The organism is Pedobacter glucosidilyticus (genome assembly GCF_002483235.1).
In the GTDB taxonomy this organism is placed as follows: domain Bacteria; phylum Bacteroidota; class Bacteroidia; order Sphingobacteriales; family Sphingobacteriaceae; genus Pseudopedobacter; species Pseudopedobacter glucosidilyticum_B.
In genome coordinates, this window is sequence record NZ_DLHN01000021.1 from 19699 (window position 1) to 39791 (window position 20093).

A 20093-nucleotide genomic window follows, 5' to 3' on the forward strand; every position below is an offset into this window, starting at 1 on the left:
TTCTTGTATAAAAGCCAACATCAATTGGGTATTACAAGATAGGAATAGGCAAACCAATTAACTCAGATATGAAATCAATTTTTACACTAATTTTTGCTTGTGTACTCTGTACATCATTAAAAGCTCAACCTTGGAGCTATAACTTTGGCAGCCAGAAAGGTGTTTTTAGCAACACTGTTGTGTCAAGCTCATCAAAAAGTAATTTATTAAAGCCAGCATCAGGTGGTGTAGCTCGCTTAAGACATATCGATAGCATAGGATATGCTGAATATGTACAGCAAGCCAATGGTTCTGCTTTAAGAATGAACGCTTCGGCTACAGGTTCTGGGACTAAATTTTCTATTTATGATTTTCCTGCAACTACTGTATTAGACTTAAGTTTTAAACTTAGGTTTGAAACAGGTTCAAGTGGGAGTTTTTTTATTGGGATTGGTAATCATACCACAGAGGGTTCATTCTTTTCTAATAACAGTAATGTAAATCAAGAAAAAGATAAAGTTTTTACAGGTTTAAGAATAGATTTAAAAGCCAATCCGGTAAATCATACCTTACGTTATATAGAAGGCACTACCTATACAGGTATCAGTAGTAAGCTAAATCCAATTGTAGCATTAGAAAACAGTAAGGATTATCAGGTGCAGATACTGTGTAACAATAGCACCAATACTGCTACTTACCAAAAAAGTGGTTCAAATTATACCATAGAGCCACAAAAATACCATGTTTGGATAAACGGGATACAAATTTTAAAAGCAACAGCTGATGCTAATTTCAGTGTTTATCAAGCTAGCGCTAAAGAGACTAATTTGAATGCTTTCGGCTTGTTTTTTAACAATACAAAAGATAAAGCTGCCGCTTTAGTTGATGATTTTATCTACAGCAATAAACTTCCATAAACTATAATAAACCATTTAAAACTATTTGATATGAAAAAAAACTTACTTCTTATGTTTTTGATAGGGCTGGTATGTGGTGTACATGCACAACCTTGGACTTATGATTTTGCTACAGCCACAGGTACAACAACGGCTACCTTAACTTCTAATTCTTCATCAACATTTCTTCCTAAACCTGTTACCAATAATAATGATGTTATAGCTAGATTAAGACATGTAGGAAATCCATTAGGATATTTTGAAATGGTGAACTCTGGAGCAAGTTTTATTTCAGGATCTGCTTTACGAACTTACAGTGCAGGTAGTGGTTCTGGAACTAAATTTAGTATTTATGGGATTCCATCTCGGTCTCGTTATTTTGATTTAGCATTTGATTTCCAAGTTATATCTGGTGCAACAGGAAACTTTTTTGTTTGCGTTGGAGCAGACGGCGTTTCACCTTCGTTAACGGATAATTTTTTTAATGACAATTCAACTGCTGATATTGCTGATACTGTTTTTACTTATGTGAGATTAAATTTTGGTTCACCTAATCATGCTTTCAGAATTGGAAATTATCCTTCAGGTGGTGGAAGTTTAGTACAAACTACTTTAAGTACCAGCTTAAACCCTAGCATAAGTGCTATCAATAATAGTACAGCTGGTCGACTAAGATTATTGTGTAATGCTTCTAATAATAGTGTTCAATATACTATTGCTGGTACTAATTATACCATTACTCCTCGTTCTTACCATATTTGGTTTGGTAATAATCAACTCCTTTCTGCTGCGGATAATCCAAACTTTGGTCAAGCTAACCCTGATTTTCCTGCTCTAAATAGGTTAAATGCTTTTGCCATATTTAGTAATGGTACTACAGATAATGCTAATTTTATTGTAGATAACTTTGCCTACAACAATACCTTACCTAGTTTGGTGGTTTTACCAGTTTCTTTAACATCATTTACTGCTAAAAAAAGTAATAACCAAATACAATTAGCTTGGTCTACAGCTTCAGAAAGTCAAAACTCTCATTTTGAGATAGAGCGTTCTGTAAACGGAACCGATTTTGTGAAGATTGGAGAAAGAAAAGGAGCAGGCAATAGCTCTTCGGTATTAAACTATAGCTTTTTAGATAACAATCCTGCTAACGGTACCAATTACTACCGTTTAAAACAAGTAGATTTTAACGGTAAATTTGAGTATTCTAATATTGAAGCAGCTTCATTAGCTTCCACAGAAGAATTAGCGCTTAAATATTTAACAGATAAAGATAACAGTCAGGTTAAGTTTGAAATAAATACTCAGAAAAGCGCTAATGGGTCTTTAGTAATCTATGATTTATCCGGCAGAAGAGTAGCCAAACAAGATTTGTTGCTAAAACAAGGTTCAAATTTGGTTTCTTTATCCATGCTGAATTTAAACTCAGGTATATATTTTGCTGCCTGCCAGGTTGATGGTAAAGTAGTGAGCCAAAAGTTTGTAAGATAATACAAATGTTTAGGTATGAAAAGAGGCTGTTTCAAACCATTATATGGTGCCAGGCAGAGCGGAGTTAAAGCCTTTTCTGAGTATATCATAGAACATTCCGATTACGCTCGGGATGGCAATTACGATTTTTGAAACAGTCTCTTTTTGATGGACTTCAATATGTATAATTTATTTTTAAACCCGATGAAGCAGTATCCATAAAAATCAAAAAGCAGTTTAATAAATCCAAAACTTAACTTGGCATACATGAAAAAAAATATCATCAAAATCTTATTCATCATTGGCTTAAGCAATGCTATTATGGTTCATGGTAGTACGCCTAAATTGGGTTCTGGCATAGAAGAGAAAGCACTTTTAGAAGGAAAGATTTATAAAATTAAATCTGCTGCCGAGTTAAATGCTTTAGTATTAAAACCCGGAGATAAGGTGGTGATGCAAGCCTCTGATTGGTCTAACCAACAACTGAATTTTAAAGGAAAAGGAACCAAAGAGCAGCCAATTACTTTAACCACAGCAAACCCGGGTGCAATAAAACTGACGGGAAGTTCTAATTTGAAAATTGATGGAGAATGGCTTTTAGTAGATGGTTTGGCTTTCGCCGATGGTTACCTAGATAAGGGGCATGTTATTTATTTTTCAACAACATCATCAAACTGTAGGTTAACTAATAGCAGTATTATCAATTATAATCCGCCTTCACGAGAAACTGATTATAAATGGATTTCTTTATACGGAAGCTACAATAGGGTAGACCATTGCGAATTTACGGGTAAAACCCACCAAGGTACAACATTAGTAGTTTGGTTGGCAGATAAGCCTAACTATCATCAGATAGACCATAATTATTTTGGTCCTCGTCCGCCTTTAGAGGCTAACGGAGGCGAAACCATTAGAATTGGTACTAGCGATTGGTCTATGCATGATTCTTACACACAGGTATCTCATAATATTTTTGATAAATGCGATGGAGAAACAGAGATTATTTCCATAAAATCTGGTCATAATACCATAAAAAGCAATTTGTTTTACGAGTGTGATGGAACCTTAACTTTTAGACATGGTAATTTTTCTGAGGTATTGGATAATTATTTCATCGGTAACAAAAAGAAAAATACAGGCGGTATCAGAATCATCGGTGAAAACCAAAAAGTAGAAGGTAATTATTTACAAGGCTTAAGCGGAACAGGTTTAAGAGCTGCTATTTCTGTGATGAATGCTGTTGAGAAACCAAAACTTAATGAGTATTGGCAAGTGAAAAATGCTGTGATTAGCAAAAATATTATAGCAGATTGTACAGAGGCTTTTAATTTGGGTTCGGGTAAAAATGCTACCCGTGTTTTGATGCCAGATGGCGTTAAAATTACAGAGAATTATATCGCTAATCCTCAAAGGCTCATGACTTTTGAAGATCAGCCTAAGAACTTACAATTGGAAAACAATCAGCTGGTGGGAGCTACTTTAACCCAAGGTTTTGTGAAAGCCAAACAAGAATTGATAAAATCTAACGGAGTTTGGCAATTGAAAAATAACTTGAAAAAGCCATTTTGGTTAACAGAAAGGGTAGGGCCAGCTTGGAAAGTTGCAAGAAATAATTTTTAATTACCTACAAGTACTAAATAAAGGGGTTATCGTTATTTAATCCCTTTTTTAAATGATATTTTAGCTTAAATATTAAACCAAAAATGAACCGTATTTTAATCCTGATTTGCCTTTTGTTTTTAGGTTTTAGCGCTGATGCTACTCCTCAGTTAGAAAAACAAATTACCCAAGTATTAAAAAAGCAAATTCTTGAAGAAGCTGCATGGGCTTTACAAGAGCAACCTGTTACCATAACAGCAAGCTCATCACCAAGAAGTGCTGGAGGTAAAAATGATTTCTACTCAGAAGGAGATTATTGGTGGCCAGATCCTCAAAACCCAGATGGACCTTACATACAAAAAGATGGTTTAACCAATCCAGATAATTTTGTTGCCCATCGTTTTGCGGTAATTAGGTTAGGGAAAATTATAGGTTCTTTAGCATCAGCTTATAAGCTTACCGGAGATAAAAAATATACCAATCACGCTGTAAAACACCTGAAAGCTTGGTTTATAAATACTGATACGAAGATGAATCCTCATCTTTTATACGCTCAAGCTATAAAAGGGCGGTTTACAGGTCGTGGAATAGGTATTATTGATACTATTCATTTGATGGATGTTGCACAAGGTATAATCGTGATGCAAAAAGGAATTTTAGCAGAGGATTTAAAAGCCATTAAAGATTGGTTTGCCGCGTATTTAAACTGGTTGATGACACATCCATACGGTAAGGCAGAAATGGAAGCTAAAAATAACCATGGCACTTGTTTTACCATGCAGGTAGCTTCTTTTGCTAAACTAACGGGGGATGAAAAGCTACAAGAATTTTGTAGAAATAGATATAAAACTGTTTTATTACCCAATCAAATGGCGCTTGATGGAAGTTTCCCTTTAGAAATGGCTCGAACTAAACCTTATGGCTATTCTTTATTTAACTTAGATGCAATGGCTACCCTTTGCCAAATTTTATCAACCCCTCAAGATAATTTATGGGCTTTTAAAACTGCTGATGGTAAATCTATCCAAAAAGGTATAGCTTTTTTATATCCATACATCAAGGATAAAAGTAAATGGCCATTAAAACCCGATGTGATGTATTGGAACGATTGGCCTGTAGCACAACCAGCATTAGTTTTCGGGGCAAATGCTTTTAAAGAAAAAACATGGTTTAATACTTGGGTAGGCTTAAATCATCAACCTCAAGTAGAAGAAGTTGTTAGAAATTTAGTGATTAAATATCCTGTAATTTGGCTTTAAGCGGAGATAATCTTTGTTAATGTATCATCATAAATCATCAAAAAATAACACCAAGAAGGTAAAAGCTTTATCTTAGAAAAAAATCATAGGTAAAAAATAATGGCAAACCTTTCTGCAAACGATTATCTAAATAAATACTTCCCTCAGTTTGAACTAGCTTTAAAAGAAAAATTAGCACAGCATACCAGTATCAAAACTTTTGAAGCTGGCGAGTTGATGATGCAGCCTGGGCAGTATTTTCGTTCTACCATGCTGGTGGTAGATGGTAAAGTAAAATTATACAGACAAGGTGAAGATGGGGGTGAATTTTTTATGTACTATCTGGAGCCTGGTAATGCTTGTGCTTTGTCTTTAATTTGTGCTACCAAGCAAGAAACCAGCGAGGTAATGGCTAAAGCGGTAGAAAAAACCACGGTTTTAGCTATCCCTATAGAAATTATGGATGATTTGGTGCGTAATTATAAAACATGGTATTATTTTACACTAGAAACCTACAGAAATCGTTTTGAAGAACTTTTACAAGTGATAGATAGCGTAGCGTTTAAAGGTTTAGATGAGCGTTTGCTATTTTACCTCAAGAAGCAAACAGAAAAGCTCAATACCAAGCAATTACCTTTAACGCATCAAGAAATTGCAGCAGATTTAAACTCATCAAGAGAGGTAATATCCAGATTACTGAAAAAAATAGAACAACGTGGCGATGTTATCTTGCATCGTAATGCGGTAGAATGGTTAAAATAATCTTTTGATGTTTTTCTTGAAGATGTGACAAAAGTCACCAATAAGCAGTAGCCATTGCAGCATCTTTGTTGTAAATTATAATAAATGGAAATAGCAGGTTACTTAGCTTCGGCTCTTATTGGTGTTTCACTGGGTTTAATTGGTGGCGGTGGTTCTATTTTGACAGTTCCTGTACTGGTTTATTTATTTGGGATACATCCATTACTAGCCACTTCTTACTCTTTATTTATAGTAGGTACAACCAGTTTAATTGGTTCTTACAACAATTTTAAAAATAATTTGGTAAGTGTTAAAACTGCTTTATATTTTGGCGCTGCCTCTATCATCACCGTATTTTTAACCAGAAAATTTTTAGTACCTAATATTCCGCATTACTTATTTACGGTAGCGGGTTTCGAGTTTACTTCATCAGTCTTTACAATGGTTTTATTTGCCATTTTAATGCTGGCAGCATCTATAAGTATGATAAAAAACGGGAGTTTAGCAGCTCCTGATAAAGAATGTACAGATTGTATTAAATTTTTAAAGCTGCTAGGATATGGCGTTGCTATAGGTGTTATAACTGGTCTTTTAGGTGCCGGAGGAGGTTTTTTATTAATCCCAGCACTAGTTTTCTTGGTTAAATTACCTATGAAAAAAGCTATCGGAACATCTTTACTCATCATAGCTTTAAACTCTTTAATAGGCTTTGCCGGAGACTTAGGTCATTTTCAAATCGATTGGATTTTCTTGCTTACCATTAGTGCTATAGCCATTGCCGGGATTTTCATAGGCGGAATTATAGGTAAGAAAATAGCTGGCGATAAACTGAAAAAAGGTTTTGGTTGGTTTGTATTATTGATGGGGATATATATTCTGATTAAAGAAATATATCTGTAAAGTGATAAAAGTCACCAAATAAATCACAAACGAAGTCGAAATTTGAATACATAAAATAGAAAAATTAAAAAATTATATAGATGACAATTGAGCAAATTTATACCGGATGTTTAGCACAAGGTGCTTACTACATTCAATCAGGGAATGAAGCCGCCATTATAGATCCTTTAAGAGAAGTTGGTCCTTACATAGAGAAAGCTAAAGCTAATGGCGCTACTATCAAATACATTTTTGAGACCCATTTCCATGCAGATTTTGTATCCGGTCACGTTGATTTAAGTAAGCAAACAGGAGCAAAAATTATTTATGGTCCACAAGCAAATCCAAGTTTTGATGCGCATATAGCTACAGACGGAGAAATTTTTAAACTTGGCGATATCAGCTTTAAAGTATTACATACACCAGGCCATACCATGGAATCTAGCTGTTATTTATTATTAGATAAAGATGGAAAAGAAACAGCTCTTTTCTCTGGCGATACTTTGTTTATTGGTGATGTTGGTCGCCCAGATTTAGCACAAAAAGCAGCACACATGACCCAAGAAGAACTAGCAGCTACTTTGTTTAGCTCGTTAAGAAATAAAGTGATGACATTACCAGATGATGTTATTGTATATCCAGCACATGGGGCAGGTTCTGCCTGTGGCAAAAACATGAGTAAAGAAACAACAGATACCTTGGGTAATCAGAAAAAATACAATTATGCTTTAAGAGCAAACATGACAGAAGAGGAGTTTGTAAAAGAAGTAACAGATGGCTTAACCCCTCCGCCAGCATATTTCCCAGAAAACGTGAAAATGAATAAAGAAGGTTATGAAAGTTTTGAAAAAGTTCTGGAAAAAGGTACACAGGCTTTATCTCCGGATGCTTTTGAAGCCGCGGCTAATGAAACAGGTGCTGTTTTGTTAGATACCAGAGATGCACAAACTTTCGCAGCAGGTTTTATTCCTAACGCTATAAATATTGGTATCGATGGAAATTTTGCGCCTTGGGTGGGTTCTTTAATTCCGGATATTAAGCAGGAAATATTATTAATAACCGATGAAGGAAGAGAAGAAGAAGTGGTAACACGTTTAGCAAGAGTGGGTTATGATGCCGCTATTGGTTATTTAGCCGGAGGTATGAAAGCATGGGAAGCAGCAGGTAAAGAAGTAGATAAAATAGCATCTGTTTCTGCTGAGGAATTAGCTCAAAAAATGGCTTCAGGTGAAACCGTAAATATGGTTGACGTTAGAAAAGATACCGAGTATTTTGCAGAGCATGTTTTGGAGGCAGAAAACGTTGCATTAGATTATATCAATAACCAAATGAGTACGCTGGATAAGAATAAAACTTATTATGTACACTGTGCTGGTGGTTACCGCTCCATGATTTTTAACTCTATTTTAAGAGCCCGCGGTTTCGAGAATTTGATTGACGTAAAAGGTGGTTTTAAAGCCATCAAAGAAACAGAGAAGTTTAACATCAGTGCTTATGTTTGTCCAAGCACTATAAAATCTTAATCAAATGGAAACATTAAAAATTTTAGTGCCAACAGATTTTTCTAGCACTTTTAAAGCAGCAGATGCTGTGGTTAGCTTACTTCAAAAAAAGCTAAATACACAAATTACCCTATTGCATGTTATACCTGTAAACGGAAATATTTTAGATGAAGAAGCCGCAGAAAATAAAGTGCTTACCCTAATAGATGAGGCAAAACAAAAGTTTAAAGCTTTACAATTAAGCTGGAAGTTTGATTATCTTCTAAAAAAAGGAGCTATAACCTCAACCATTAATGAAATGGCTGTAGAGTTAGGTGTAGATGTTATCATCATGGGAACAAAAGGTTCTTCTGGTTTAATGGAACATTTAGTAGGTTCAGAAGCACAACATGTAGCAAGAGGCGCTGCTGTGCCTATCATTACGGTAAATCAATATAGCGCCCCAACCAAGCTACAACAGGTTTTGTTATTGTTAGATTTTGAAAAGCCAAGCAAACACCCTCAATTAGATTTTATTCATAAAATTGCTAATCAAGATGCTTGTATCAACTTATTACATATTTTAAAACCTAATGAAATAAATATGGTAGCAGATATCGAACATAATATGCGAGAGTTTGCAGTTATCAATAACTTGGAAAATTATAACATTTTTCTTCATTCTGATGATCAGGTTGATGAAGGTGTATACAATTTTAATAAAGACCATGAAATGGATTTGGTTTGCATAGGAACGCATGGACGTAAAGGGTTTGGTCATTTATTATTTGGTAGCGTGGCAGAGCGTTTAATCAACCATTGCGCTAAACCAGTTCTTACTTATCATTTAAATAGTTTATGATGTTAGAAATTTTAAAACAGCCATGGCCATGGTATGTATCTGGTGTGGCTATAGCTTTTATTATGATTTTATTGCTGTTTTTTGGGAAATCATTTGGTTTTTCATCAAACCTGAGAACCATGTGTAGCATGGCAGGTGCCGGTAAAAAAGTAAAATTTTTTGATTTTGATTGGAAATCACAGCAATGGAATCTATTATTTTTAGTGGGCTCTGTAATTGGAGGCATTATAGCATCAACCATTTTAAAAAATGATGAGCCTTTAGCGCTTTCAGCATCAACCATACAAGATTTAAAACAACTGGGAATTGCATTTGACGGGCAGCTAAACCCTTCCCATATTTTTGGGTTAGAATTTGCCACTTCTTTTAAAGGCATATTGATATTATTGATAGGTGGTTTCTTGGTAGGTTTTGGTTCTAGATACGCAGGTGGTTGTACTTCTGGTCATGCTATCAGTGGTTTATCAAATTTACAAATACCTTCTTTGGTAGCTGTAATAGGTTTTTTTATAGGAGGCTTAGCCATGACATATTTTATTTTACCATTAATATTCTAGAAACATGAAGGGATTAAAATTTATACTAGCAGGAATAGTTTTTGGAATTATCATGGCTAAATCAGAGGCTATATCTTGGTATCGCATACAGGAGATGTTCCGTTTTCAATCTTTCCACATGTACGGCATTATTGGTACTGCGGTAACTTTAGGTGTATTAGCCGTTTTTTTGATTAAAAAATTTCGCTTAAGAGATACAGAAGGCAATCCCATCGTTTTTCAGGATAAAGATAAAAACTGGAAAAAATATATCATTGGCGGTACAATTTTTGGCTTAGGTTGGGCTTTAACAGGTGCTTGTCCAGGGCCTATGTTTGTAAATGTGGGTTACGGATATTTTGCTATGCTTATTGTGATAGCTGGCGCCTTAGGCGGAACGTATCTTTATGGTGTCATTAAAGATAAATTGCCGCATTAATATCTAAAACGCTTTTAAAACATCTTATAAAAGTAAAAATATTTTAAATGTAAATAGGCTGTTTAAATGACCATCTCTTGTTCAGCAAAGGGCTCAACTTAATTAAATGGTTTAAAACAGCCTATTTATATAGAAATAACTATCGAGAGCTATTTGACTAGAAGCCAAAGCCGCATTCTATATTTAAATTTTTTCCATTCCTTATAATCTGGAATTCTGATCTTCTATTTTGTTGTTGTAAATTTTCTGGACAAGGTACACCATCTGCACAACCATTAGTAAGGTTAGATTTACCAAAGAAAGTAGCTATAATTCTTGATTCTGCCACACCTCTTTGCATTAAATATTCTTTTGCAGCTTGCGCCCTTCTTTTAGATAAATCCAAATTATACAATACTCCGGCTCTAGAATCGCAATGAGAGCCTATCAATACTTTAAGTTCTGGTTCTGCCAATAATAAACCAAGTAAGCGTTGCATGGTAGGTACAGCATCAGCCCTGATGTATGACTGGTCCAAATCATAATAAATTTCTGGTAAATAGTAATGTTTCTTTAGAGAATCGCATTTAGCTGTAAGTTTAATGTCAACATTAACCGTTTTAATACCTCTAGGTGGTTTGCTCAATACTATTTTAGCATATAAGGTTTGGTTAGGAAGCTTATCTACAGTAGTAATGCTAACTTGCTGAGCTGTAAAGCCTTTTTTAGAGCCTTCTATGGTATAATTTAAATTGGGTTCTAACTCATAAAATGCTTTCCCATTTACATCATTAAGTTGTTCAAAAGTATAACTGCTTGACGATGTTAACTTAACAAGCGCTCCTTCGATTGGCGTGTCATTCTCATCAACAACATCCACAATTAAATCTAAACGATTTGAGGGTAATTGCACAAAGCTAAAGATATCATCGTTATAATTTCTGTTAGAGGTAAAAAATCCTTCTGTTTTTTCTTTGTTGATGATAAAGCCAAAATCGTCTTTATTAGAGTTTAAAGGTGCACCTAGATTTCTTACTGGTCCATTCGGTTTTAAATCTTTAAGCGGGACAAAAAATATGTCGAGTCCGCCGTAACCTCCTTTGCCGCTTGAAGCATAATATAAATTACCATCATCATCAACAAATGGAAATTGTTCTTCACCTGCGGTATTAATCATGTTTCCCAAATTTGTTGGGTTACTCCATGTATTATTTCCTCTTCTTGTGCAGTAATAAATATCAGACCCTCCCAAGCCACCTGGTTTGTCTGATGAAAAGAATAAAATTTTTCCATCCTTAGATAAAGAAGGGTGTCCTGTAGAATATTCTTGACTATTGTAAGCAAACGCTGTAGGTTTGGTCCATGCTCCATCTCGAAAGGTAGAAGTCATGATTTTTAATTTATAAGTTCCGTTTTGATCTTTTTTCTCATGATTTCTGGTGAAGAAAACTTCATTTTCGTCTTCAGAAAAAGTGGCTGTTCCGTCATGGAATTTTGATTTCAAATCGGTACTAAATTTCTTGGCTTCTACAAAATTATCTGTATAAATACTGGTATTGGTTTTTGTACTGAGGCTGTAAGTATTTAATAATTTACTATCATTACTAGTTGCTTTAGTATCATCATCATTGAAAATGTAAGGGTATTTACTTTTTGTGATGGAGCTGACATTACTAGAATCGGTGGTGATAATTTTATCATTACTTATAAAATATAGGTTGTTATAAGGCGATAAATCCCAACCATAAATGTGTTTTACCAGTTTATCTAAGGTTCTGTTGCTTGTAAACACAAGTCCATCTTTATAATATACCGGGCTAAATTCTGAAAACTGTGTGTTAAAATTAGTTAACTTTATTTTCCATCTACTACTGTCGGCAGTATTATTAATATAATCTTTTCTATACTTAGCATTGGTTATTTTATTAGAAATCATCTGAGATTCCTCGTACTTCCCGTTGTTTGCTAAAGCTTCTGCATAGTATCTTAAATCATTGGTATTTAGGCTCTTTTTGGTTTTACTAAGTTTAGTATACCATATCTCGGCATTATCATAATCTTTAATTAAACGGTAGCTATTGGCTAACCGCTCTATAACTAAGCTATTTGTGGTATCTTTTTTATAAGCATTTAAGAAATGCGGGACAGCCATTTTATACCTTAACGCTTGATATTCTTTTTCGCCAGCTTTAAGATGCGATTCAAAAAGTTGAGATTTTGCTTGTAAACTAAAAAGTAACAAACAAATGGTATATAATATAGTGCTAAATTTCATAAACATCTTTCTTAGAAATATCGTGGAGATAATAATTTAGATTTTGCAGACCCAAATTCATAGCGTAACATAAACTCATGACTACCAGAGTTGAAGTCTGCTAGTCTGGTTGTACTTCTATCGTAAGCATAACCAAACCTAATTTGCGAATTTAACTGAATCTCTGTCATAGCTGCAATATCAGCTTCTGTACGGTATTGTAAACCGATGGAAAAAATATCAAAAAACCAAACATTGCTGTTAATGTCTAATTGCAATGGAGCACCTTGTACACCTTTAAACAATACAGATGGTTTAATTTTTATATCCTTATTGATATCAAAAACATAGCCTGCTGCAATAAATAAATGGGTATACTGTCTTGCAATAAGTCTACTGCTTGATATATTGGTATTGTTGTTTAAGGTATTACCCAGCATTTGTGGTACAGAAACACCCAAATAAAATTTATCAGAATTATAATAAACGCCAGCACCAAAATTGGGCTGTACGGTTCTAACATCTTGTGCAAAACTTACATCAGGCGCACCAGTTGGATTTAAGGCCACGCGACTAAAATTAGCAGTATATAATGCTGCGCCTGCTTGTAAACCAAATGCTAAAGTCCCTTTATCCATTCTGATACGATACGCATAGCTGGCAAATGCTCCGGTAGTTTTACTAATTCCTATTTCGTCATTAAATACCTGGAAGCCTAAACCAACTTTTTTATTTGACGTTGCGCCATCAAAAGAAATAGTTTGTGTGCTTGGAGCTCCTTCAATACCTACCCATTGGTTTCTGTATAAGGCAGTTGCGCTTACAACATTTCTACTTCCGGCATAAGCAGGATTAATAGCAAGTGTATTAAACATGTATTGCGAGTACATGGCTTCTTGTTGTGCATAAACGACGTTTATACAAAAGAAAGCAAGCAAAAAGCCGATGATATATTTTGATATTGTGTGCATATTATTATCTCTTTAGCGTGATATAACCAGTATATCTTTCTTGTTGATTTACAATGAGGATATAAAAATATGTTCCGTCTGGGAGGTCTTCACCTATTCTTATACCTTGATTTGAAATACCGTTCCATGTATTTTGATAGTTTGGATCTTTAAATACTAGATTACCCCATCTATTATAAATTTCTAATAGTAATAAGTCATTATTAGGGTTTTCTATCACAAAATTATCATGAGTACCATCGCCGTTAGGAGAAAAACCTTCTGGAATATAAATAGAAGTTCCTCTTAAAATAACAGGTGTAGGTATTTGTTCATCAGGTACACCATTATTATCAGGGTCGCTGTTTATACCATTGGTAGAAGTATCATTAACTGTTCCGTCTATACTCTCAGCAGTTGCATTAGCTGTATTTAGGTAAGTACCATTTTTTTTCTTGGTATTGATTTGAAGTGTAAAACTTACGCTTTGTCTTTCGCCAGGTATTAAACTTCCACCATTTAAAAGATTGATAACAGAAATACCATTAAAACTATTATTAGCAATTAAGTTGCCTGTAGTTGTCAATCCTCCTACTAAATTAAATTCTAATGGATCAGGAAAAGTAACTCTTAAATTGTCTGTAATATTAAGATTATTGAGTTCAATATTACCTAAGTTTTCTGCTGTGATGGTATAAGTTACTGTATTGATTCCGTTTGCATCTACCACAACCGCACTTGCAGATTTAGCCAAACCTAATACCGGTGAACTATTAACCGTTACAATTACTGTAGCTGTAGTCGTATTTAAAGGGTCTGTTTTATCGGTAATCCTGTAATTTATGGTATATATGCCTGGGGTAGTACCTGGTGGTACCACTACCTGTCCATTATTTGTGCTGATGTTGATCGTACTATTGGTAGTGCTAATTTGGATAATGTCAACATTATTAACAGATGCTGGCAAACCATTTAAATTATCGTTAACTAAAATATTTACAATGGCTACGCCACCAGTTTTTCCATTAACATTACCGGCATCATTACCTGCGCCAATTATTTTTGGCGTTATGGTCGAAATATTATTTAAAGGATTGGGGTCTGTTTGCGAACTTGAACTAACGGTAGCTGTATTGGTATAATTACCTGTAGCATTAACAGTAGCAGAAATTACTAGAGTTTGGCTTTGTCCGCTGTTAAGGATATCTAAAACCCAGTTTGGAGCATTCCAAATACCTGCAGAAGAAGTTGCACTTACTAAAGTATAACCTGTGGGTAGCACATCATTAACAATAATATTTCTGGCAACGCTTGGTCCGTTATTTTTTACGGTTATGGTAAAAGAACTTGTAGTACCTACCACTTGATAATTGCTTGGTAGTGTTTTAGTTACTTCTAAATCAGCAATTCCTCTTGGACTTGGTGTAACCGTAGAAGTATTATTAGCTACATTTGAGTCTGATTTATCACCTCTTATAACTGCCGTATTGGTATAGCTACCATTTAATAATACAGTTGCTACAACAGTTAAAGTAGCTCTTTCGCTAGCCATTAAACTACCTATGTTCCAGTTAGGTGTTGTATAACTTCCTTTGGTTGCGCTAGTGCTTACAAGTGTGTATCCATTTGGCAATAAATCTTCAACTACAACACCTGTTATATCGCCAGGACCATTGTTAATAGCCTCTAAAGTGAAGGTTACATTACTATTAACATTAGGTGTATTGTTATTTATGGTTTTTCTAATCTCTAAATCAACATCACAGGCACCAACATCTAACCTAATAGGTATATTGATGATTGAGCCTTCGCTACCACTGGTAGAACCATTGGCCAGAAATTCTGTCATAGCTAAAGAGGTTGTCCTGCCGTTTATCCCTCCTTTAACATTTTTTGTTGATGCATCGCTAGTAGCGTTAATAGAAATTACACCACCGCCACCGCCACCGCCCGGACCTTCAGATTCGAAATTGGTGATCAGTTGCGAGCCACCTTTACCACCGTTAGCATTGATAGTTAAAGTACTGGCAATAGTATTAGACTGGATAAGTACCGTACCACCACCACCACCGCCACCTGGTGCATCATTGTTAGTATTTATAGTATTAGTAGCGTCTTCTCCATTGGCTTCTATAGAGCCGTTTCCGGTTAATCCATTAGCTACAATTAAGAAAAGTATACCTCCGCCATCGCCGCCGTCGCTATTAGAAGAGTCATTACCATCTCCAGCACCACCACCACCACCAAAAAATAATTGATTCCTTAAGTTTGGTGATATTAAAGGTCTGCCACCTAAACCTCCGGCTGCTACTCTATAATCTCCACCCCAACTGATGTTTAAAATATCAGTAGGAGGGATATTTGGAGCAATTTCATTTGCAGCATAAGAAGGCCCTACAGTACAAGCATCTCCATCTACCAAGGCGAAATTTATCAGTCCTGCAAAAGTATAACCACCTCTACCACCACCAGAAGAATTTGTTAGTTGATTGTTATTCGCAATATAATCAGGATCTAGCTTCCAGGCATCTGAAGCACAAGAGCCTCCAAAATCATTCATAACTCCAGCACCTCTAAACCAGTTATTTGGGTTTCCTCCATTAGATCCGCCACCACCGCCTGCGTTGTGAGCGTTACCGCCACCACCACCATTGGCTGGTGCACCACGTCCCCATCTACCAATTTCTATCGTATTAGGATAAGGCCGGTCTTCATAGTCTTCGCGGTAACCAGCAATACTTTCTCCTTTTTCTGCACCTCTATTAGGGTCTTTAGATCTATATTCTTTAACGATTTCCGATCCGGCCTCATTAGTATAAGGGTCTATAGTACCACCCCTAAACCCAGCAAAATTACTGTTGATGGAACCATTGTTTACAATATTTGTGGCATGTATGGCAGTAAAACCACCTCTTCTTCTGGTTAAAGAAGATGGGGCTAATGTTATTCCGTTGATTTCGAAATTTCTATCTGGGTCTGTACCAAATGATGGTGAACCCCAAGGAATAGACGTTATGCTAGCACCTGTATTTATAGTGAGGTTATTATATTGTGGTATTCTTATAACCTGAACATAAAATCTAGAGAAATAAGATAATTTAGTGCCGCAAATTAACGTTATCTCATTTCCGTTAGTGCTTTCTACATAAGCAAACTCATATCGGCCAGCACCATTAAAATCTAAAATATTACCATAATTAACGGTATTTGAAGTGTTTATACTAGCACCCTGTGCTTGATAAATCAAAATTAAATCGCCATTAGCTAAAACATTATTTGCAAAAACACTATTGTTGGTAGTATAACCAGCAGGTAAATAAGTGATATTATCCCTGTTTAAATCATTAATATTACTAACAATAATTTTATTAGTTCCTGCATTGATGTCTGCTACAACTCTTGTATATCTATTCACAACAGTTTTTGCTGTGGTTATAGTTAAATTACCATCTTTATTAGGTTGGGCTAAGGTAGAAAAGCAACTTAATAAAAACAGAAAGAGTAAAGACTTTCTCGAATACTTAAGTACAAAATTTATCATTTACAAATAATTGTTTTTTGTTGGGGTAACAAAGCAGATACCAGTTTATTTTTTTAAATTAAAAGAAATAATAGTTGTTTTATTGTTTTCATTGTTTGGTAAAATAAACTATTATTTCTGATTTATATAGATTGTGCAATGTGTATTTCCCCATTAGGGGAAAAAAATACACGCCTATTTAGGCGAATTTTATTTATGGTAATGCTTCTTTCGGAATCTAATATTAAGTAACATTTAGAAATTTAAAATACGAAGGTTCTCCTTCTGATAATTTAGCCTCAAATATCAATAGTATTTATTTTAATTTAACTTTTTTTATCAGCTCAAAAGGTTTCTTTTGATTTTTGAAGGAAATAGAGGTTCAAAAGTAAGTTTAGGCTATCGTTTTTAATTAATTGAATTTGCCAAACAGATTATCTGGCGTATTTAAATAATTGTTAAAAATATTTAATAGTTTATAACGTGAGACATAACCTATGATAATTTCTTTTTTACTCACTAAAATATAGTCAAGATTTATCAGTTCAGGATTACTAACTAATTGATTTCTAAGTTGAGCATATTCAATCAAAGTAAATTCTGTTTGCAAGAGTTGCTTGGCAATAATGCTATCATATTGTTCGAAATTTTTCATTAATTCTCGTACTGTTTTTAGTTCAATAATTCCTACAACTTTATTCTCACTATTCAAAACTGGTATTATAGCGTGGTCATGGTTAGAAAAGTGTTCAATTATTTTACGTAATGTATAGTTGCTATATACAAAAGTATTCACTGGCTCTATGATATTATGCAAATTAATCTGGTTAAGGATAAATTTCTCAATTTGTAATGGTCCATGACCATCTTTTTTAAGAGGGTGATGCGCATCTATATAGTTTTTAAAAGTGTAGGCTACGGTTGTAGCTATCATTAAAGGGACAATTATCGCATAGCTTTGGGTGGTATCAGCAATTAAGAAAATAGCTGTTACAGGTGCTCGCATCACACATGCAAAAGTGGCAGCCATCCCTAAAAATATAAAAGTATTACCTTCTAAATCTAAATGATGACCACTTAACAGGATAACAAGTTTGTATAATAAGTAACCACTTATACCACCTGCTACTAAAGATGGAGCAAAATAACCCCCTTCGCCACCTGCACTTAAACTTAGGCCGGTGCTAAGTGGCCGTAACAAAAGTAATATCAACAAAACCAATAATCCCTGAAAAGGAATATCTAAATTTTGGAAGATAGAGTTTTTCCAAACCTCAGTTTCTTGCCCATGCAATAAACGGTTTATACTCACATAACCTTCGCCATATAAAGCTGGAAAAATATATATCAAACAACCTAAAAGACCACCACCTATTAAAGCCATTAAATAGGGATTGTTTAGCCTAGATAGTATTTTGTAGCAAAAACCATAAGTTTTAATCATGTACATGGCAGTAAAAGCACCAGCAAAACCTATCAAAACCACATAAGGTAAACTTTCATAAGAGAAAGCATCTACATGAGCATCAAACCTTAAGTTTTCGCCCATAATCATTTCAAATAAGATTTTTCCTGTAGCAGAGGCTATTAATAATGGAATAAGTAAGGCTGGTGTAAACTCAGGTAATATTACTTCTAAAGCAAACAAAAATCCGCCAATAGGGGCATTATACATCGCAGAGATTCCAGAAGCTGTTCCGCAGCCTATTAATAAAGTTCTAAGTTGGTAGTTTAAGCCTAATGATTTTCCTAGATTAGAGCCAATAGATGCCCCAGAAGTAACAATAGCTGCTTCCATGCCAGAGCTTCCTCCAAAACCAATAGTGATACCTGCTGTAACAAACTTGGCGTATATTAACCTGATATTGATAAAAGACTGATGATTCTCTATAGCTTGAATTACATGCTGCATGCCCTTAAAAGCTACCAGCTTTTTAAAAATATTACCGTTTAAAAAAGTTACCAGCAACAAGCCTATCATAGGTAAGACAAAAAATAAATAGCCCGGAAAGAAACTTACCGCATAATTTTCTACCGCATAAATAATCTGTTTAATTAAAATAGCAGCTAAACCAACAATTAATCCCACTAGAGCACTTAAAATGATAACGGTTATATTCTTGTTTTTTTGCTGACTTACAATCTTTCTTAGTTTTACCCTCAGCTTTCTTAACTTTGTAATATTTGGTGTGTCTTTAGGCATGCGAATCAAGATAAATAATAATTACGATAAAACAGATGAGTACAAAAAAATATAAAATATTAGTGGTTAATGATGATGGTATAACTGCTCCAGGAATAAAAGCTTTAATTGAAGTGATGAAAGAGTTAGGAGAAGTAACCGTAGTTGCTCCTGATAGTCCGCAATCTGGTATGGGCCATGCTATTACTATAGGTAAGCCTTTAAGAATGGATAAGGTTAGTTTGTACGAAGGGGTAGAGATGTATAAATGCTCTGGTACACCTGTAGATTGTGTAAAACTAGCTGTAACCAAAATTTTTAAAGGTAAAAAACCTGACATCTGCGTTTCAGGAATTAACCATGGTCTTAATAATTCTATTAATGTTTTATATTCTGGTACCATGTCTGCAGCTGTTGAAGGCGCTATAGAAAGTATTCCTTCAATTGGTTTCTCTTTAGATGATTACACATGGGATGCCAATTTTGAACATTGCAAAAAATACATCAAAGAAATTTGTTTACAAGTACTTAAAAATGGCTTACAACCGGGTGTTTTGTTAAATGTTAATTTTCCAGCAGGGTCTCAATTAAAGGGTATCAAAATATGCCGACAAGCAAATGCTAAATGGGCCGAGGATTTTGACGAAAGACAAGATCCTTACAAAAGAAGTTATTATTGGTTAACAGGTGTTTTCCAATCGCATGACCATGGAGAGGATTCTGATGTTTGGGCCTTAAATAATGGTTTTGTTTCTGTAGTACCTGTTCAGTTTGATATGACAGCTCATCATGCAATTTCTATTTTAAACACATGGGATTTTAATGTTTAAAAAAGATAATGTTTGGTTAGGCTTAGTACTAGGACTTGTTGTACCTGGTATAGCATTTTTGTTGGTACAATTGATAAAAAGAAATCTGGTAGTATTAGCAAAAGACGATTTATTATACATAGGTTGTGTAGCTTTAAATCTGGTACTTATAAAGTTTGTATATAAAGACGAGTACGAGCAAACGGTAAGAGGTATCATTTCTGCATCTTTTATTTGTGCAATTATCTTCTTTTTTTACAAATACAATCTTTAAACATC

The 20093-nt window shown here is 34.7% G+C and carries 16 protein-coding genes; 12 read left to right on the plus strand and 4 right to left on the minus strand.

What is annotated here, in order from left to right; translation table 11 throughout:
* Positions 1-68 precede the first annotated feature (68 nt).
* From B2745_RS06660 to B2745_RS06705, 10 genes are all read left to right on the plus strand, one after another.
* Positions 69-896, plus strand: coding sequence for a hypothetical protein (locus tag B2745_RS06660; RefSeq protein ID WP_304064517.1), 828 nt, complete (start codon positions 69-71; stop codon positions 894-896).
* Between the two features lie 30 nt (positions 897-926).
* Positions 927-2366 carry a T9SS type A sorting domain-containing protein gene (locus tag B2745_RS06665; RefSeq protein ID WP_304064520.1) on the plus strand — a complete coding sequence of 480 codons (1440 nt, stop codon included), beginning with the start codon at positions 927-929 and terminating at the stop codon, positions 2364-2366.
* Positions 2367-2612: 246 nt separating this feature from the next.
* A complete protein-coding gene (locus tag B2745_RS06670; RefSeq protein WP_304064523.1) occupies positions 2613-3965 on the plus strand; it encodes a polysaccharide lyase 6 family protein in 1353 nt (450 codons plus the stop codon).
* 83 nt (positions 3966-4048) lie between these two features.
* On the plus strand, positions 4049-5203 hold the full coding sequence (locus tag B2745_RS06675) for an alginate lyase family protein (RefSeq protein WP_304064525.1): 1155 nt from the start codon (positions 4049-4051) through the stop codon (positions 5201-5203).
* Between the two features lie 99 nt (positions 5204-5302).
* Positions 5303-5944, plus strand: coding sequence for a Crp/Fnr family transcriptional regulator (locus B2745_RS06680; RefSeq protein WP_304064528.1), 642 nt, complete (start codon positions 5303-5305; stop codon positions 5942-5944).
* A gap of 84 nt (positions 5945-6028) precedes the next feature.
* Positions 6029-6823: a sulfite exporter TauE/SafE family protein gene (locus B2745_RS06685; RefSeq protein ID WP_304064531.1), complete on the plus strand. Its 795-nt coding sequence runs from the start codon at positions 6029-6031 to the stop codon at positions 6821-6823.
* Positions 6824-6903: 80 nt separating this feature from the next.
* On the plus strand, positions 6904-8325 hold the full coding sequence (locus B2745_RS06690) for an MBL fold metallo-hydrolase (protein WP_304064534.1): 1422 nt from the start codon (positions 6904-6906) through the stop codon (positions 8323-8325).
* Positions 8326-8329: 4 nt separating this feature from the next.
* The gene (locus B2745_RS06695; RefSeq protein WP_304064537.1) at positions 8330-9145 is read left to right on the plus strand and encodes a universal stress protein; all 816 of its coding nucleotides are present in this window, start codon (positions 8330-8332) and stop codon (positions 9143-9145) included.
* A complete protein-coding gene (locus B2745_RS06700) occupies positions 9142-9702 on the plus strand; it encodes a YeeE/YedE family protein (protein WP_304064540.1) in 561 nt (186 codons plus the stop codon). The genes B2745_RS06695 and B2745_RS06700 overlap by 4 nt, the downstream gene beginning before the upstream one ends.
* A 4-nt stretch (positions 9703-9706) precedes the next feature.
* Entirely contained in the window at positions 9707-10120 is a 414-nt protein-coding gene (locus B2745_RS06705; RefSeq protein WP_304064544.1) for a DUF6691 family protein, read from the plus strand.
* Between the two features lie 157 nt (positions 10121-10277).
* On the opposite strand, the gene B2745_RS06710 is transcribed toward B2745_RS06705, so the two are convergent.
* The 4 genes from B2745_RS06710 to B2745_RS06725 all read right to left on the minus strand — a co-directional run bounded on the left by B2745_RS06710 (position 10278) and on the right by B2745_RS06725 (position 19026).
* Positions 10278-12374: an OmpA family protein gene (locus B2745_RS06710; protein WP_304064547.1), complete on the minus strand. Its 2097-nt coding sequence runs from the start codon at positions 12372-12374 to the stop codon at positions 10278-10280.
* Between the two features lie 11 nt (positions 12375-12385).
* Entirely contained in the window at positions 12386-13324 is a 939-nt protein-coding gene (locus B2745_RS06715; protein WP_304064549.1) for a PorP/SprF family type IX secretion system membrane protein, read from the minus strand.
* Between the two features lie 4 nt (positions 13325-13328).
* The gene (locus tag B2745_RS06720; RefSeq protein WP_304064551.1) at positions 13329-16844 is read right to left on the minus strand and encodes a gliding motility-associated C-terminal domain-containing protein; all 3516 of its coding nucleotides are present in this window, start codon (positions 16842-16844) and stop codon (positions 13329-13331) included.
* Positions 16845-17235: 391 nt separating this feature from the next.
* Entirely contained in the window at positions 17236-19026 is a 1791-nt protein-coding gene (locus B2745_RS06725; RefSeq protein WP_304064553.1) for a chloride channel protein, read from the minus strand.
* A 35-nt stretch (positions 19027-19061) separates the two neighbouring features.
* Between B2745_RS06725 and surE the strand changes: the two genes are divergently transcribed.
* Together surE and B2745_RS06735 are read left to right on the plus strand one after the other, a co-directional pair.
* Positions 19062-19835, plus strand: a complete 774-nt coding sequence (gene surE / locus B2745_RS06730) for a 5'/3'-nucleotidase SurE (protein ID WP_026902648.1) — start codon at positions 19062-19064, stop codon at positions 19833-19835.
* Positions 19828-20088, plus strand: a complete 261-nt coding sequence (locus tag B2745_RS06735; protein ID WP_304064557.1) for a stationary phase survival protein SurE — start codon at positions 19828-19830, stop codon at positions 20086-20088. Before surE ends, B2745_RS06735 begins: the two co-directional genes overlap by 8 nt.
* Positions 20089-20093 lie beyond the last annotated feature (5 nt).

Excerpts from the sequence above, each read along its gene's own strand:
- B2745_RS06660 (WP_304064517.1), top strand. The coding sequence starts at position 69 with ATGAAATCAATTTTTACACTAATTTTTGCTTGTGTACTCTGTACATCA.
- B2745_RS06665 (WP_304064520.1), top strand. The coding sequence starts at position 927 with ATGAAAAAAAACTTACTTCTTATGTTTTTGATAGGGCTGGTATGTGGT.
- B2745_RS06670 (WP_304064523.1), top strand. The coding sequence starts at position 2,613 with ATGAAAAAAAATATCATCAAAATCTTATTCATCATTGGCTTAAGCAAT.
- B2745_RS06675 (WP_304064525.1), top strand. The coding sequence starts at position 4,049 with ATGAACCGTATTTTAATCCTGATTTGCCTTTTGTTTTTAGGTTTTAGC.
- B2745_RS06680 (WP_304064528.1), top strand. The coding sequence starts at position 5,303 with ATGGCAAACCTTTCTGCAAACGATTATCTAAATAAATACTTCCCTCAG.
- B2745_RS06685 (WP_304064531.1), top strand. The coding sequence starts at position 6,029 with ATGGAAATAGCAGGTTACTTAGCTTCGGCTCTTATTGGTGTTTCACTG.
- B2745_RS06690 (WP_304064534.1), top strand. The coding sequence starts at position 6,904 with ATGACAATTGAGCAAATTTATACCGGATGTTTAGCACAAGGTGCTTAC.
- B2745_RS06695 (WP_304064537.1), top strand. The coding sequence starts at position 8,330 with ATGGAAACATTAAAAATTTTAGTGCCAACAGATTTTTCTAGCACTTTT.
- B2745_RS06700 (WP_304064540.1), top strand. The coding sequence starts at position 9,142 with ATGATGTTAGAAATTTTAAAACAGCCATGGCCATGGTATGTATCTGGT.
- B2745_RS06705 (WP_304064544.1), top strand. The coding sequence starts at position 9,707 with ATGAAGGGATTAAAATTTATACTAGCAGGAATAGTTTTTGGAATTATC.
- B2745_RS06710 (WP_304064547.1), bottom strand. The coding sequence starts at position 12,374 with ATGAAATTTAGCACTATATTATATACCATTTGTTTGTTACTTTTTAGT.
- B2745_RS06715 (WP_304064549.1), bottom strand. The coding sequence starts at position 13,324 with ATGCACACAATATCAAAATATATCATCGGCTTTTTGCTTGCTTTCTTT.
- B2745_RS06720 (WP_304064551.1), bottom strand. The coding sequence starts at position 16,844 with ATGATAAATTTTGTACTTAAGTATTCGAGAAAGTCTTTACTCTTTCTG.
- B2745_RS06725 (WP_304064553.1), bottom strand. The coding sequence starts at position 19,026 with ATGCCTAAAGACACACCAAATATTACAAAGTTAAGAAAGCTGAGGGTA.
- surE (WP_026902648.1), top strand. The coding sequence starts at position 19,062 with ATGAGTACAAAAAAATATAAAATATTAGTGGTTAATGATGATGGTATA.
- B2745_RS06735 (WP_304064557.1), top strand. The coding sequence starts at position 19,828 with ATGTTTAAAAAAGATAATGTTTGGTTAGGCTTAGTACTAGGACTTGTT.